The organism is Planctopirus limnophila DSM 3776, from assembly GCF_000092105.1.
Taxonomy (GTDB): domain Bacteria; phylum Planctomycetota; class Planctomycetia; order Planctomycetales; family Planctomycetaceae; genus Planctopirus; species Planctopirus limnophila.
Genome location: NC_014148.1, coordinates 642,501 through 658,298, shown reverse-complemented (window position 1 = coordinate 658,298; position 15,798 = coordinate 642,501). Strand labels below are relative to the sequence as shown.

Below are 15,798 nucleotides of genomic sequence, written 5' to 3'. Positions count from 1 at the left end.
ATGTGGCAGATAGGGGCCTAGTGATTCATGCGAAACTCTGACGAATTCAGCAGAGCCCAGGCAAAATCACGCCAGAGATCAAGAGTCAGCACTTCGGCATTTTCACCATTTTTGACTTTGCCCACGATCTTCGTCAAAGCAGTTCGAAGAATGGTCATTTCCGTTTCAGTCGCTTTGCGGGACACAATGGCCATCGTGAGAGCATTTGCACGATCGACATCCTTTGTATATCGCTTCAATGTCTCCGCCAGAAGCGTCCCTGATGTGGCAGAAAGCAGATCTTGAGTCAGATCGCCGTTCATCAGTGTAAGCACTTCCTGTAATGGCGAAGCATAAAGACTCGTCTCAAGATTCTCTTCAGTTGGAAGTTGTTGAATAAAAGGTGCAATCCATTCCTGACGTTTTTCAATGGCTTCCATCCAGAACTGCTGTTGCCCAGGAACAGGACTTTTCATGATCAGAAAAGAATCAAAGATCTGCTCAGGAGAAAGGGGCCTGGCACGCATGAATTCAAAAGTCGTGGACTCCTCCTGAACCGCTGACTCACTCCCTGTGGCATTCGACAGGGGCCTGGGAGCAGAATCTAACTCCATGATCGAGGCCAACTGGTAAGGTCTCGAGTTCACCATGCAACGGACCAGTTCCCGAATACTGTAGTTTTCCTGAACGAAATTGCGCGTCAGCAACTCAAGCAGTTCGGGATGGACTGGCGGCTGGTGAACCCCCATATCATCCACCGGAGTCGTAAACCCTCGACCGAAGAGCTGACTCCACAGGCGATTCACGAAAGCACGTGCCAGTTGATGATCATGATCTTCAGCCAGAATACGACCTAACTCCACCCGCCGACGCGTTGTGGCAGAATCATCAACCTCTTGCCCTGCCCAGCGCGGAAAAGCAGCGACAGATGTCTGATTCGTCGTCTCAAAATAAACCGGGCCAGCGACAGGCAGATCATATAACTCGTGAGCCACCTGCACCCGTTTTCCCGTCTGCTGATCGAGCACGAGAACGGGACGACTGCTGGCCTGACGGAAAAAGCTGTTCAATTCCCAGAATTTTGCCTGACGGGCATCGTCAAAGGGATGCTGGTGGCATTGCACGCAGTCGAGGCTCTGCCCGAGAAACAATCGGGAGGTTCTGGTGGTGGCTGCTAACGCATCTTGATTCAAGTTGGCCAGCAGAAAATTCGTCGCCCCATTTTCGTGGGAACGCCCACTAGCCGACACAAGTTCCTCGACGATGCGGTTCCATGGGCGATGTCCTGCAAAGCTGACACGCAGGTATTCATGCAAAGCCTGTCGATCGGCTGTCTCCAGCTCATGCCGACCGACGAGAAGATTCGTCCAAGTCGTCGCCAGATATCGGGCAAATCCAGGATCGTCCAGCAATCGGTCCACCAGCCGTTCTCGACGCCCTGGAGAACGATCCGACAGATAGGCCTCGGTTTCTGCTGATGTGGGAATATGGCCGACAAGATCCAGATAGATTCGGCGATGCCACACAGCCTCGCTCGCCAATGGAGCCGGCGTAAGGTTCTGCTCTTTCCAGGTCTTCGTCAGGTACTCATTCACTTGAGAGACGACTTGGACACTCGATAACCGACCCTGAGGATAAGTAAAGGCGATCGACGGCTTGGAGGGCGACTTAACAAACGCACTGACAGATTCCGAGAGCGACTTAATCCGTGCAGCCTCTTCAGCCATCGCCTGCTGCTCTTTAAGAGCCTGAGCTCGCTGTGCAATCAGTTCCTCTGTCGGATTGGCCTGCGAAACTCCCTGAGGCTTATCGAGTGTTGAAAGTGGCAATGCCACCGGTGTTCGACCGTTCGTTCGAGCTGTCGCTTCGGAATTGGAACGATTGAGCGGCCCATTAATCTCAGCAGCAGGATGTGCCGTGGTATCTCCCTTTGTTTGCAAGCCGGCCGGATCCGATGTCGACAGATCCGAATGACTTGCCAGTGGCGAATCAAGCTTGGCAGCCGGCTTCCACAAGCTCCCCAGAAATTGGCCGCTCTGTCCAGAAATCGGTTGCCAGTAAGCGACCGACAAACACACCAGCAGCACAGCAGCAATACCTGCATATGCAGAGCCCGTTGATTTCACCCATTTCCTTAGGCGTCGACTGCGTTGCGACTTGCGATTTCCGAACATCCCACTCAGCCAGGAGATCGAACCTGGAGTCGATTTCCCGGCAGGAGACAACTGAGATGCGGTTGGCACCGCTTTAACAGCCGTTAACCTCGAGGGGAGTTCCTGCCAGAGATAACCTTCGGGCCCGAGAGTATCTTTCGTCTCCGGTAGAGCAACTTCCGTATCGGTCGATACTGACACCAGAGGTTCATTTTCTGAAATGTTCTCGACCATTAGTGATGAGAACTGCTCCCAGGTCAACTCACCCGGGCTCTCCTCAGATTGCAAACCTCGATTAACTTCAGCATCGGTATCGTCAGAACCAGCTTCAGCAGTTGCAGCCAGCAAGGAGTCTCCATCAGCCGTTGGAGAAACTTCGTCCTGCCGAGCACCAAAAGCCGCGTTCCAATAGAGTGAGCCATGCAGGTCGATGTATCGAATATAAAAGAGCCTGGCTTCTTTCGACGAGAGAACAATCTGCTCCAGCCGCAAAAGCTCATCGGCATGTATGCGATCTTCGCACAATGCTTCGAGCAGTTGCCAGAGTTCATCATTCCAGGTCGACATACTTCTCAGTTCTCTATGTCTCGATGTCTCTACGAGATCAGCCTCGATCAGATCAATCTCTCTATCAGTTCACAGGTTCTACAGGTAATTTCCGATGCATACCTCGGGATAAGCAAAACGACAGATCGAACTCAATGAAACTCAACGGCCAGTTGCCGCTGAATGCATTCCATGAGTGTACGGCGAATTCTTCCCAATGATTGATAGACCGAATTGGCTGGTCGCCCAATCTGGCTAGCCAGATCTTTACCACGCTCACCAGGAGCATAGCGGGACTCAATCAGATCTCGGTCTTTATCTCTTAATTTTCCCAGACAATGTTTTAAAGCCAGCCGACGAGACTCCAGTTCATCCACCTGTTCGACCACCTCACTGGCCACCTGCTCAATAAACTCATCGCTGAATCTGAGTTTCGTTCGCTTCTGCCGACTGCGATGCTTAAGTATCTCCAAGTGGGCGATTTGACAGACCCAGGCAAAAAAATTACTGCCACTGCGATACTGAGACGATTTTGTCCAGGCGATCACATTGGCTTCCTGCAGAATCTCTTCAGCTTCAACCGGATGCGGCACCTGGGACAATATATATAAGTACAATCGTCTTTGAGATCTTGTAAACAGCTGCACAAACTCAGCCTGTGAAGCTGGTTCAGAGCCGTTGTCCTTCTGAAAAGTCAACGCCTCAACCCCCTCACCAGGATTGACTTGAGGCTCAAATTGCTCAGACGGTGAAGTACTCATGCCGCATTTTCACGGACTGGATGTGGATGGACTCATGACATCGACATTTCAGAGATAGCAAGAGCAGACAAGCCAATGAATCAACCCGGCACCACGAAGGCAGAAAATCCTTTCAGGCAACTGTCTCCGTCGTGATTCGCCGCCGCCAGCCGTTCTTTAGCTTCCCGGAAAATCAGCCGGGCAAGACACAGGCGGGGAGCTCGGCCATGCCTCACTCCCCGCAATTGAACTATGTATTGATTCACCTGAATCAGCACCGAGCTGACGTTAACTCACATCAACCAGCACCTCTCAAGCTGAAGCACTACAACATTCAGCGTCAACTAGGAAATCAATTCCTTGATTGGTGTTCCACCGTTAGCAATTTTCATCGGGCGTCCACGCTTCGAAGTGTGCACGGTATCCAGAGGAATCCCCAGAGCATGTGCTGCTGTGGCCCAGATATCTCCGGGCAGGTAGCTCTTGCCGCTGGCTACTGCAATGCCGTCACTGTCGGTCTCGCCAACAGCCACACCACCACGCAGACCACCGCCACCAATCATCGTGGACCAGCTGGCTGCCCAGTGATCGCGACCAGTGTTCTGGTTGATTCGAGGTGTACGACCAAATTCACCCATCCACACAATGACGGTATTATCGAGCATACCACGCTCTTTGAGGTCTGTGACCAGAGCGGAAATCCCGGCATCCAACTGGGGCAGCATACGATTCTTCAGCGAATTGAAGACATCGTTGTGGAGATCCCAGCCGCCGAAATCGACTTCCACAAATGGCACGCCGGATTCGACCAGGCGACGGGCCATCAGGAGACCACGGCCAAAGCCACTAATCCCACCCATACCACCACCCATGGCATTACCATTAGGTGTTGGACTGTAGCGAGCCAATGTTTCAGGCGATTCCTGAGCCACCTTGAAAGCGTCCATCTGCTTCGAAGTCATCAGATTCACAGCCTTCTGGTAAATCTCCTTGTGAGACTGACCAGACTCACCACGCTGTGAGTTGATGAAACCTTCTTCAACAGAACCCAGCATATCCAGGCGGCGACCCAATTGACCGGCTGACACGCCATTCAAGTCAGCATTGCGAATGCCGCCGTTCGAATCCACCACGAAGGGAGCGTTGGACATCCCCAGGAAGCCTGGGCCTGTTCCTTCACGACCGCCGCCAATCGAGACAAAGGCTGGAATTTCCAGCTCTTTCCGCTTGGTTCCCAGTTCGTAGCTCACCACCGAGCCGAAGGATGGATGCACGACAGTCGGATTTGGAACATAGCCCGTGTGCATGAAATAAGTGCCGCGACCATGGTCAGCTTCGCGGGTGCTCATGGCACGCACGACTGACAGATGATTCATCACCTGAGCCGTCTTGGGCATGTGCTCACTGATCTGCAGATCGCCCTTCGTCGAAATGGGCTTGAATTCGCCACCATTCTTGGAGCCAGGCTTGAGATCCCAGATGTCGATGGTGGGGGGGCCACCACTCATCCACATGAGGATGCAAGACTTCTGGTTCTTCTTCAGCTCTGCTGCGTTGGCCCGCACATGAGAGATGAATTCAAGAGCCGGAATTGTTGCAGCTGTCGCTGCCAGGTGCCGCACAAAGTGTCGGCGACTCATACCGTCAGGCTGGAAAATTGACATAAACTGATCTCCGACTCTCAATTTGACAAATTGAACTTGTTTGAAGAACTCGACTGACTGACTCGACTGACTTTGTAGATTTCTCTACTGAATAACGCACTGAAACCGCGGAATGTTCTAGTGAATGAAGATAAATTCGTTCGAATTCAGCAAAGCCCAGAACATATCCTGATAAACCGGAATCAGGTTTCCGCCCGAACTCGAAGCATATTTCTGGAATCGAGCCCACTCGGCCGCAGTCGGCATCCGACTGAGAACCGACAGATAGAGGATATTGAGCTTCTGTCGCTCATTCCCTTTACCTGCAAGAACTTCGGCCAAATGTGAGCCAGGCTTCAAAGCCACTGCATCACGCGTCAGCGGCCCGTTCATCATCATCAGGGCCTGAGGAATCGTACCGTCAAAACCACTTGATTCTTCGTTATCGTCAGTACCAAAAGCCTGGACGAACTGTTGGAGCCATTCCTGCCGCTGCTCTTCCGATTGCTCCCAACCGGCACGACCGGTTTTATGAGCATTCGTCGCGACAATCAGCGAGTCATAGAGCTGCTCTGCCCGCATTGGCTTGACGTAAATATGGCTGAACAAAGGAGTTTCGCCAGCGGCTGGGTTGTCTCGTTCGTTCTTCTTAATCCCCCGGCTCGTCAGGCTGTAGGCCTCGGCATTCGCAATCCAGCGAATGAGCTGCCGAGAGTCGTAACCACTTTTGACAAACTCATCCGACAACCGATCCAGCAGTGCGGGATTGGAAGATGGATTATGTGGGCCCATATCATCGACAGGCCGGGTAAACCCGTAGCCAAAGAAGTGCCCCCACATCCTGTTGACGTAAGCTGTTGCGACGAGAGGCTTTTCGCCAGACGTCATCAGCTTGGCCAGTTCTGTTCGGCGGTCAACTCCTTCGCTGGCATCAACTTCCGCTCCGAGATAAATCGGATAGGCCACCTGCATCAAACCACTGCGTTTCTCAAAAAACACCGGCCCGCTGAAGTCACGGAAAAGAACTTCAGAGTAATCATCCACCTGCCGCCCGGTTCGAGGGTCAAGCTTCTGATGATCCATTTTGCGGACTTGACGGAAAAAGCTGTTGAACTGCCAGAACTGATCCTGTTTCCATTCGTTAAACGGATGGTTATGGCATTGTGTGCACTGAACCTGCATCCCCATGAAAAGACGAGTGGTCTTGGCTGTCAGCTGGACGCCATCATCGTTGTCCTGCATTTGCGCCAGAATGAAATTCGTCGCTCCATTCTTCTCGAAGTGACCTTCAGCTGAGACCAGATCAAAAACCATCTCGTTCCAGGGGCGATTCTTGGCAAATCCTTCTCGGAAGAATTTCTGCATCCCCGTCCGGCTGACACGGCGAGGTGTTCGCTGACCAATGCACAGGTTCGTCCAGATGGTCGTAAAGTTCCGCACATAACCCGGATCTTCCAGCAGAGCTTCAATCAGCTCCGATCGCTTGGTCTTGCTTTTGTCTGCCACAAAATCCTGAACTTCTTCAGCCGAGGGGATTCTCCCGACAATATCGAGGTACACCCGGCGGATCCATTCGGCATCATCGGCCATCGGAGAAGGCTCAACATCGTTGTCCTTCCACCCCTGGCGAAGACTTTCATTGATGAATTGCACGACAGGATCGGCCGCTGCAGTACGCACACCCGGCTTATTCGTCGCAGGCTTAACGCGGGCAGGAAGATCATCACCGCCACCAGCAGCCTTGGGTCCCGAAGCTTTCATGGCAGGCCCATCCATCGCCTCCATGTCACCCTTCATCTCTGCCGCTTTCGCACCCGGCTTCAGCATCCCCGGCTTATCGGACATCCCCGGCTTGTCAGACATCCCCGGCTTGGCTTCCATCTCCTGAGCCAACAGGGCCCCCTGAGCGAACAGAGAGAAACCGGAAAACGCCGAAACTGCCAGCGACAGCCCACAGGCCAGCACACCAGCTTTTCGCCAGCTTGAACCGACTTTTGCCTGAGAATCATTGTTTGTCATAGGTTTTCCGCCCAAATCAAGGCTCTAAAGTGAACGGCCGACTTCACAGCTTCCTGCAAACGACCAGCATATTTCTGAACAACTCACTCAGCTCAACAATCACCAACTCACACGCAGAATCGACGACAGTCGAGAAACAGAATCATTATTGACCACAAAAGCTTTTTTGAAAAACACACTTTTCCATCGTCGCGAACTTGCACCTCAGTCACAACACCAAAAAACCAACTGAACTGCAAAATTTTCAGGAGGTTACGCTAAGGACTACTTCCCCACCCCTCCGCTGCTACCCGCTATTTTTTCCACACGAAAGCCGATGCCCGAGACAATGCCAATAACACACTCTGTTGGTATTACCTGAGAAAATGAGTCGAGGTTCGTGGAAATCCCACTCCACACACACCAATTGGCCGAAACACTGTTATTACGTTCACACTTTCGTAAAGCAAGTCCCTGTCGTTTTGCTCCCAAAAGAAATGCACGCCCGCAGCCTCAACTCGCCTACAATACAGCCAAGAGTCGCAGTATCAGAGACTGGTCAGCTGGTCGATTGTTCCGTCGTGGGAAAAACTCATGGATTTTCGATACTCACGCTATGACGAAAACAACGCGTTCTCCCCGCAATCGGCCGACGAACTCTTCGACCAACTCTCCGAGTATATGTTGCAATACGGCGACGAAGTCCTCGACAACCTGAGTGACTGGGAAGAGCAACAGCCCGATGTCGTCGACATGCTCATCCGCCAGGGTCTCGTCGAGAAAGACCGCGAAGGACGGTACTCCGTCACCCCCAAAGGTCTTAAACGCGTCGAGAATCGGGCCCTCGATGAACTCTTCCAGGTCCAACGCAAAGATTCCTTCGGCAAACATCAGGTCGATTTTCGCGGCCCGGGCGAAGTCTTGCAGGATGAATCCAAGAAATACGAATTCGGAGACGCCATCTCCAATCTCAACCTGCACGAAACCATGCGGTCTGCCATGTCTCGTCACGCCCGGGAAGGCAAACTTGCTAACCGGCAGATCCACATCCAGGAAGACGACCTCGTTCTTTACGATCAGCAATATCAGACCAACTGTGCCACAGTCCTCCTGGTCGATATGTCCGGCAGCATGACTCGCATGGGTAAATACGGGTCGGCCAAACGCGTCGCCATGGCTTTACAGGCCCTGATCAACGGGCGCTACCAAGGAGATTTTCTCCAGATCGTCGGATTCTATACTTACGCCAGCCCATTAAGCTCCAAAGAACTCTTTGCCTCGGCCCCCAAACCTGTCAGCATGTACGACCCACGCATCCGGCTGCGCATTTCTCTGGATAATTCACCGGCATTCGTGCCACAACACTTCACGAATATCCATGCAGGGCTGCAATTCGCCCGCAGAATTCTCAATAAGCAGCCCACTCAGAATCGACAGATCCTCATCGTCACCGATGGCGAGCCCACAGCCCATGTCGAGGGCAGAGATCTCATGCTGATCTACCCTCCCAGCGAACAGACCGCGCTGGCTACTTTAGCAGAAGCCAAACGCTGTGCGGCAGAAGGGATCAGCATCTCCAGCTTCGCACTCATTGAAGATTACTTCTACCTCGAACTGGTCAACTTCGTTCAACGCATGGCCGAAGTCACCGGCGGCATTTCAGCCTACTGCAACGCCGGCGACCTGGGAAACCTCGTCATTGAGAGCTTCATTAAAGGCCGCAAAAAACGCATGGCGAGGTAAGACGTCTATTGAGTGAGATTTTCTTCAGACGCACAACCATTCGTTCCATAGACTTATCAACGGCTTGCCTGAGGCCGACTGGCATACTCAGCATTCAGGCCACCCGTGCCATGCTCATAGCTTTGGATGAGCATGCCAAGTGCACGAATGGTGTTGGTCAACCATACTCTCACAGAATATGCTTTCCCCGGCACCGTCACGAGCATTGCACAATGGCTGCGATGCACAGCACTCATAAAAGATAATCAGCATCTAAGGTTGATCTCCTGAAGAGAACATAATTCTATCTCGGGAGACTCGAAACCTTTCAATAATATCATAAATGAGAGCGTATTCGGGCAAAGAGGGACTAGGATCAACATGACACACTCTCTTGGAAGTAAAGCCATGCTGAACAACATCTGCCAGAGACATCGAGTCATTAAATACATCTGATGCTCTCACCACGACTCCAGCATTATAAAAATCTCTACTTGCAGTCTTATATTTGCCTTCAGGGGATACATCACGAAGCAAAATTACCAAGTAATTGGGTTCGAAGCGGATGATGTTCGGCTTATCCGCGAGCCAGTCATTACGAAATGAACCATCTGCGTCATATACAGCAGTTTTCCCGGAGAGATAGGCTCTTCAAAAATCTTGACGACATTTCCTTGCTGCCGCCAAGATCTGTGCTGAAACGCCTGCCTGATCTTGATATCGATTCGTATCATAATTCCAGACGACCAATCCATAGCCAGGGTAGCGGTGAAGATCAGTGGTGTAGTGTGCGCCAAATGTTCTTGGAAATTCAGGAGATGTGGGTCTGACAAACCATTCGGATTTATCCTGACTCTGTTCGGCCATACAGGATACGCCGCTAAACGACGGAATAGACAGTATCGCAAACACGACAATATTTTTTAATATCATAGGTAATGCACTCCTTTTGATTATGGCAGAACACAGCGTGACCCATTTTGAATTTCCGTTTTTTTCGGGAAGATACATCCAAAGGAGACTTTAGGCAGCAACCGGAGGCACACTCAGCTTCCAAACCACCCGTGGCATACTCATAGCTTTGGATGAGCATGCCAAGTGCACTTAGGGTGTTGGTCAATCATAATCTCACAGAACATGCTTGCCCGGCAACGCCGCAATTATGGCTTTGATGCAGTTTCGCATAAGACGGCCAGCAAGGAAATGGTTGACCAGAGATGCAATAACGAAACGTGCGATATATCGTCTCTGCTGCTCAAAGAGACGACTCTGGCTCAGATGCATTCCGTTCGTGATCGATCCAATAGCGGTCGGCATTTTCCATGGCGCGGCGGATGGCACTTGCTCCGACGGTGTTGGCTGAGTGGACTCGCCAGGCGAGGCGAGGGAGTTCATTGTGGAAGGCCCGCTGTTCGATCCAGCAGGCAAGATCGTAGCCCGTCGCGGTTGTTCCCAGATCGTGATCCAGCGAGATGAAGCCGACATTCCCTTGCCGCAGTCGGGCCATGGCCGCATCGACGGTCTTCACCCAGACCATGCCCGCATCGGCATTGAAGAGTTCCTGGACCCGAGGGTCTTCAGGATCGCGCTCGTCATCCAGCCAGAGATCGATCATTCAGAGCTGTCCTTGGAATACAGCGTCAATCGCCAACAGAGCCTCCCTCGCAGGGTCGCCCCGATAAACATTCCGATTTATTGCGGGCTGGCAAAACCACAGCAGACCTGAATCCTCCATCGGTGACCATTCTATTCAGCATCTTTTACGGTGAGGAGATCAAGGTGGCTGGTCCATTCTCACTCGTTGCTCTTCGATTTCCTACGTGTGAGCCAACGGACAACGAAACCCACAAACAAGGTTTTGTTGCCAGAAATCCTTTTCTGGAAATCACTATGACCTCAGTTGGAACTTGGGGTTCAATGAAATCTACGAAAAACCCGGAGCCTATTTCAGAATCGCCTTCACCACCTGGCCATGAACGTCGGTCAAACGAAATTGCCGACCCTGGAATCGGTAGGTCAGACGCGTGTGATCAATCCCTAAGCAATGCAGGATCGTCGCCTGTAAATCATGGATATGAACGGGTTGATTGACCACATTGAATCCAAAATCATCGGTCTCTCCGTAGCACATTCCCGGTTTGATCCCACCACCTGCCATCCAGATTGAAAACGCTTTGCCGTGATGATCCCGGCCATACGCATCCAGCCTGGCACTTCCTTGAGCATAAGGAGTACGCCCGAACTCACCACCCCAGATGACCAGAGTCTCATCCAGCAATCCGGCCTGCTTGAGATCCTTCACTAATGCAGCACTTGCTTGATCGGTATCTTTGACCATCGGCGGCAGTCGATCATGAATACCACCATGATGATCCCAGTCGCGGTGGTATAGTTGAATGAATCGCACACCTCGCACAGCTAATCGCCGAGCCAATAGACAGTTACGGGCAAAGCTGCCAGGAACGTGTACATCCTCGCCGTAACTGTTCAGCACATGCTCGGGTTCGTTATTAAGATCCATTAAATCGGGGACACTACTTTGCATGCGGTAGGCCAGTTCCGCCTGAGCAATGCGAGTTTCAATTTCTGGATCACCGATTCTGGCGAAACTCTGCTGATTCAGTTCCTGAATTCCATCAAGCATCCAGCGACGGTTTTCTCGACTGATTCCCTTGGGGTCGCTGAGATACAGGACAGGATCACCCGAGCCGCGAAACTGAACTCCCTGATGTTCGCTCGGCAAAAATCCGCTGCCCCACAATCTGGCCAGCAACCCTTGCCCGGGCCGCTCCTTGTTGACAGAAATCAGCACCACAAAAGATGGCAAATTTTCGTTGGCACAACCTAAACCATAGTCTGTCCAGGCCCCCATACTCGGACGCCCAGGCAACTGGCTGCCCGTCTGAAAGAAAGTAATGGCAGGGTCGTGGTTAATGGCTTCGGTGTGGACTGAGCGTATCAAACAGATGTCATCAGCGATGGTCCCGGTATGAGTCAGCAACTCACTCAGTTTTGTGCCACTCTGGCCACAGGGAGAAAAGTTCCATTTACTGGGCTGGCAGGCGAGCCTGGCTTGCGAGGCCACCATCCCTGTGATGCGTTGCCCCTTCCGAATCGAATCCGGGAGATCTTCGTTAAATCGCTCGCGAAGCACAGGCTTATCATCAAAGAGATCCAGATGAGACGGCCCACCCGATTGAAATAAACAGATCACTCGTTTTGCTGTCGGTGCAAAATGAGGCAAGCCAGGCAGCCCAGGCTTTGTGGATCGATCGGCTGGCGAGCCTTGCACCTCGGGCTCGCCCAACAGGTGCATCAGCCCCGCAGCACCAATCCCCAGGCCCAGCTTCGATAGAAAATCACCACGCGAAATATGCTCATAGCCAGGTATTCTGTGCATGGTCACTCAATTCTTGGTAATGGTTTCATCGAGATTTAAGATCATATTGGCGACGGCCATAGCTGCCGCTAAATCCGTCGGTGCGATGGATTGATCGACCGGTGAGGCACCCATTTGAATAAACGCTGCCGCATCTGCCGGACGACATTCAAAATCATTACGCAACCGCTTCAGCGTCTTGACCAGAATCTCTGACTCAGCCGCAACGGGCAAACGACCTGTTGCCAATTGAAAGGCGAAGGAGACTCGAGAGGAATCTTCGTCACCACCTTCTTTGATCATGCGGGCACCAAGCTTCCGGGAGGCCTCCAGATAACCGGTTTCATTCCACAGCAAGAGAGCTTGCAAAGGCGTATTTGTTCGCGAGCGACGGGCTGTACAGACTTCACGATCTGGTGCATCAAACGTCAGCATGGCGGGATGGGTGACAGTTCGTTTCCAGAACGTATATAAGCTTCGTCGATAGAGATTATCTCCTTGACTCAATTGCCACCTGGAGCCCGGATATTCAGTACCAACCACAATACCGTCATAGAGCTTATCTGGCTGATAAGGATACACACTGGGGCCGCCGATTTGAGGTTTGAGTAACCCGGATATGGCTAATGCTTGATCTCGGATTAACTCAGCAGGTAATCGAACACGTGGCCCGCGTCCAATTCGCCGATTCTCAGGATCCCTCGCCACCGCTGTCGGTGTCGTTTCACTGCTCTGGCGATAAGAGGCTGAAAGCACCAGCGATTTCATGAGCGATTTGACGTTCCATCCTGAATCGACAAAATCACGGGCCAGCCAATCGAGGAGTTCAGGATGACTGGGCCACTCACTCTGTGACCCGAAATCCTCGACCGTCTTCACAAGGCCAACTCCAAACAGTTGAGCCCAAAATCGATTCACAACGACTCGTGAAGTTAAAGGGTGTTGCGGCTGGGTCAACCAGCGTGCCAGACCAAGACGATTTCGCGGCGCATCGATTGGCCAGGGAGCCAGTAAAGTCTCCAGTGCCCCCGGGTCAACTTCTTCCCCAGGTGCGTCATAATTGCCCCGGGTGAGCACATAGGTCTTGCGCGGTCCCTGAGAAAGATATCTTTTGCGGTATCGATTGCTGTATCGATCGCTATATTGATCCAGGGGAGCATGCATATCCTGGGCTTCGCCGAGTTCTTTCATAACCATAGTGGTTGGCAACTCCCGGCGTAATGCGAGATGCTCCTCCCATAGCCTGCACCGCTGATCAATCAGCGTTCTTAACTTCGCGTGAATTAATGATCTTGCCGTCATTAACCACGATTGAGAGGTTTCGCACTTCGGATGAGATCGTGCATAGGGGATCGCTTCATTGAGAAACTCGTCGCGAATCTCTTCGCTCGTCGGTAAGCGTTGGCTCCAGCGCAACTCATCGATCTGACCTAGAAATCGAACACTGTCTTTGGCATTGTCTCTACCGATCAACACATCTTTATCAGGAGCTTCATTGATCAGACCGTCATATAAACTGTGCGTAGCGACTTCCTGCCCATTGACAAAAAACCGAACCGCAGCAGCGTTGTTGTCTCCCCCCACGATGACAACAATCTGGCTCCACTGTTCCGGGCTGACTGACGCCCCTTCTGTAATGACGATTCGTGAATAGACTGGGAGGCGACTGCTCTCACGCCATTCCAGCTCTCCATCCACCAATCGCAGTTCACGCCCTTTTCCATATTGAGTATCAGCGGGGGAGCCGCCGTAATCGATCGAGGAAAGGATGGCCACCTCGTCTGAATTATCTGAATTCGGCTTAATCCACAGCGAGAGAATGGTCTGCTTATGTTTGCTGAAGGGGAGGTTTTTTGCCGCAATTTGAATCAGCGGCTGACTGGCGTTGAAAGAAATTCCATTTCCCACCTGACGATCTCTCGCCTCGCCAGATTCCAGCAACCATTGCCAATCATCATTGGTTTCTTTAGAGGTCGCTTTGGACTCGAAGAGATCACTTGAGTCTATCAAGAGCTCCGGCGATTTCTGCAAATCGGCAATCTCAGCATCCAGCAATCGCAATCGATCTCTCTGATCTGCCAGTACTCTTTGCTGCTCGCGAGTGGGAGCAGGAATCATCGGCACAGCATTAGCCGTTCGCCCGTCCTCGCCATGCTCTGCGACATTGTTAAAGAAGGCGAACAAACGATAGTAATCCCGTTGAGAGATCGGATCGAACTTATGATCATGACAACGGGCACACTCGGTCGTCAAACCGAGCCAGGCAGTACTCATAGTACGCACTCGATCAGCGACATATTCGACACGATACTCTTCGTCGATGATGCCCCCTTCACTGTTGATCACATGGTTTCTTGAGAAACCCGTGGCAATCTGTTGCTCAAGTGTGGGTGCAGGGAGCAGATCGCCGGCCAGTTGTTCGAGTACAAACCGGTCATAAGGCATATTGTCATTGAAGGCGTCGATAACCCAGTCACGCCATCGCCACATGCTCCGCAGGCCATCGTTATTGAAACCGTGGGAATCGGCGTAGCGTGCGATATCCATCCACTCCATCGCCATGCGTTCCCCGAAATGAGGCGATTGCAGCAGACGATCAACGGCATGCTCGTAAGCCGCTTCCTGTCGCTGAGCCACATCATTTACAAATGTGCGGATCTCGTCTGGAGTGGGGGGCAAGCCAATTAAGTCAAAACTCACCCGCCTCAGCCAAACTTCGGGTGACGATTCGGCAGATGGAACGATCCCCTGTTTTTCCAGGCCAGACAAAATCAATCGATCAAACGGCTGGCGAGGCCAGGATGGATTTTGCACCTCAGGCAGCTTCAATTTCTGCGGTGGCAGGTAAGCCCAGTGGATCTGGTAACTGGCCCCCTCTTCAATCCAACGCCTGATGGTTTCTATCTGCTCTTTGGTCACCAGCCGATTCGAAGCTGGCGGAGGCATTTTCTTGTCGGGATCATGGGAGATCAGCCGAGCCACCAATTCACTGGATTCCGGCTTTCCCGGCACAATCGCTCGGTAGCCTCCCAGGTCTTTAATCGCTTCTTCACGCACATCCAGTCGTAAATCAGCTTCTCGATGCTGCGGATCCTGCCCATGGCACTGGAAACAATTCTCAGAAAGGATCGGACGAATGTCACGATTGAACGAGAGTTCCTCAGCCAAAAGACTCGGACTCATCGCGACAACCAGGAGCCAGACAGAGATGGTTTTCATGGGAGACTCACCGGGTAAATCATGAAGAAACAACTTTCAATCATCTGCAAGCCTAGCACCCAGAAGTGGAAAGTCTTGTATTTCCGCTTCTGGCCGTGGTACGTTTTGACCATGGACCACGATGCCGGCCAATTCCAAAAAGCATTTTTCAGTTGCCAGCCTTTGGCCGAGTCGCTCATGAGCCTGTTCGACTCGATGCCTCAGACCTACTTTTACGCCAAAGATCGAAACAGCCGGTTTGTCAAAGTCAATCATCTCTTCTTGGAGAAACATGGACTCTCTCGCGAGTCTGAGGCGATTGGTCGATCCGACTTCGACTTTCATCCACCGGTCATGGCTGAGGCCTACATTGCTGAAGACCAGCGCGTCATGGAGAGTCGTAAACCGTTAGGTGGCCAGCTCTGGCAAGTCATTCACAG

General features: G+C 52.0%; 10 protein-coding genes (1 of these 10 cut by a window edge). 2 read left to right on the top strand and 8 right to left on the bottom strand.

What is annotated here, in order from left to right; genetic code table 11:
* Positions 1-17 precede the first annotated feature (17 nt).
* From PLIM_RS02805 to PLIM_RS02790, 4 genes are all read right to left on the bottom strand, one after another.
* Entirely contained in the window at positions 18-2,699 is a 2,682-nt protein-coding gene (locus tag PLIM_RS02805) for a DUF1549 domain-containing protein (protein ID WP_013108804.1), read from the bottom strand.
* Positions 2,700-2,830: 131 nt separating this feature from the next.
* Positions 2,831-3,439 (bottom strand): sigma-70 family RNA polymerase sigma factor, encoded by a 609-nt coding sequence (locus PLIM_RS02800; protein ID WP_013108803.1) that lies wholly within the window; start codon positions 3,437-3,439, stop codon positions 2,831-2,833.
* Between the two features lie 323 nt (positions 3,440-3,762).
* Entirely contained in the window at positions 3,763-5,082 is a 1,320-nt protein-coding gene (locus tag PLIM_RS02795; protein ID WP_013108802.1) for a DUF1501 domain-containing protein, read from the bottom strand.
* A gap of 117 nt (positions 5,083-5,199) precedes the next feature.
* Positions 5,200-7,080 (bottom strand): DUF1549 and DUF1553 domain-containing protein, encoded by a 1,881-nt coding sequence (locus tag PLIM_RS02790; RefSeq protein WP_013108801.1) that lies wholly within the window; start codon positions 7,078-7,080, stop codon positions 5,200-5,202.
* A 573-nt stretch (positions 7,081-7,653) separates the two neighbouring features.
* Here PLIM_RS02790 and PLIM_RS02785 point away from each other — a divergent pair.
* Positions 7,654-8,802 carry a VWA domain-containing protein gene (locus tag PLIM_RS02785; RefSeq protein ID WP_013108800.1) on the top strand — a complete coding sequence of 383 codons (1,149 nt, stop codon included), beginning with the start codon at positions 7,654-7,656 and terminating at the stop codon, positions 8,800-8,802.
* A 630-nt stretch (positions 8,803-9,432) separates the two neighbouring features.
* On the opposite strand, the gene PLIM_RS23995 is transcribed toward PLIM_RS02785, so the two are convergent.
* The 4 genes from PLIM_RS23995 to PLIM_RS02760 all read right to left on the bottom strand — a co-directional run bounded on the left by PLIM_RS23995 (position 9,433) and on the right by PLIM_RS02760 (position 15,379).
* On the bottom strand, positions 9,433-9,792 hold the full coding sequence (locus tag PLIM_RS23995) for a hypothetical protein (protein WP_148226951.1): 360 nt from the start codon (positions 9,790-9,792) through the stop codon (positions 9,433-9,435).
* A gap of 244 nt (positions 9,793-10,036) precedes the next feature.
* Positions 10,037-10,396: a cyclic-phosphate processing receiver domain-containing protein gene (locus tag PLIM_RS02770; protein WP_013108798.1), complete on the bottom strand. Its 360-nt coding sequence runs from the start codon at positions 10,394-10,396 to the stop codon at positions 10,037-10,039.
* Positions 10,397-10,723: 327 nt separating this feature from the next.
* Positions 10,724-12,181, bottom strand: coding sequence for a DUF1501 domain-containing protein (locus PLIM_RS02765; protein ID WP_013108797.1), 1,458 nt, complete (start codon positions 12,179-12,181; stop codon positions 10,724-10,726).
* A 6-nt stretch (positions 12,182-12,187) separates the two neighbouring features.
* Complete coding sequence (locus PLIM_RS02760; protein ID WP_013108796.1) at positions 12,188-15,379, bottom strand: DUF1553 domain-containing protein; 3,192 nt, start codon at positions 15,377-15,379, stop codon at positions 12,188-12,190.
* A gap of 21 nt (positions 15,380-15,400) precedes the next feature.
* On the opposite strand from PLIM_RS02760, the gene PLIM_RS02755 reads away from it, so the two are divergent.
* Positions 15,401-15,798: the beginning of an AraC family transcriptional regulator gene (locus PLIM_RS02755; protein ID WP_230849379.1), read on the top strand. It continues 460 nt past the right edge of the window; the window shows 398 of its 858 coding nt (coding positions 1-398); it begins with the start codon at positions 15,401-15,403; its stop codon lies beyond the right edge, outside the window.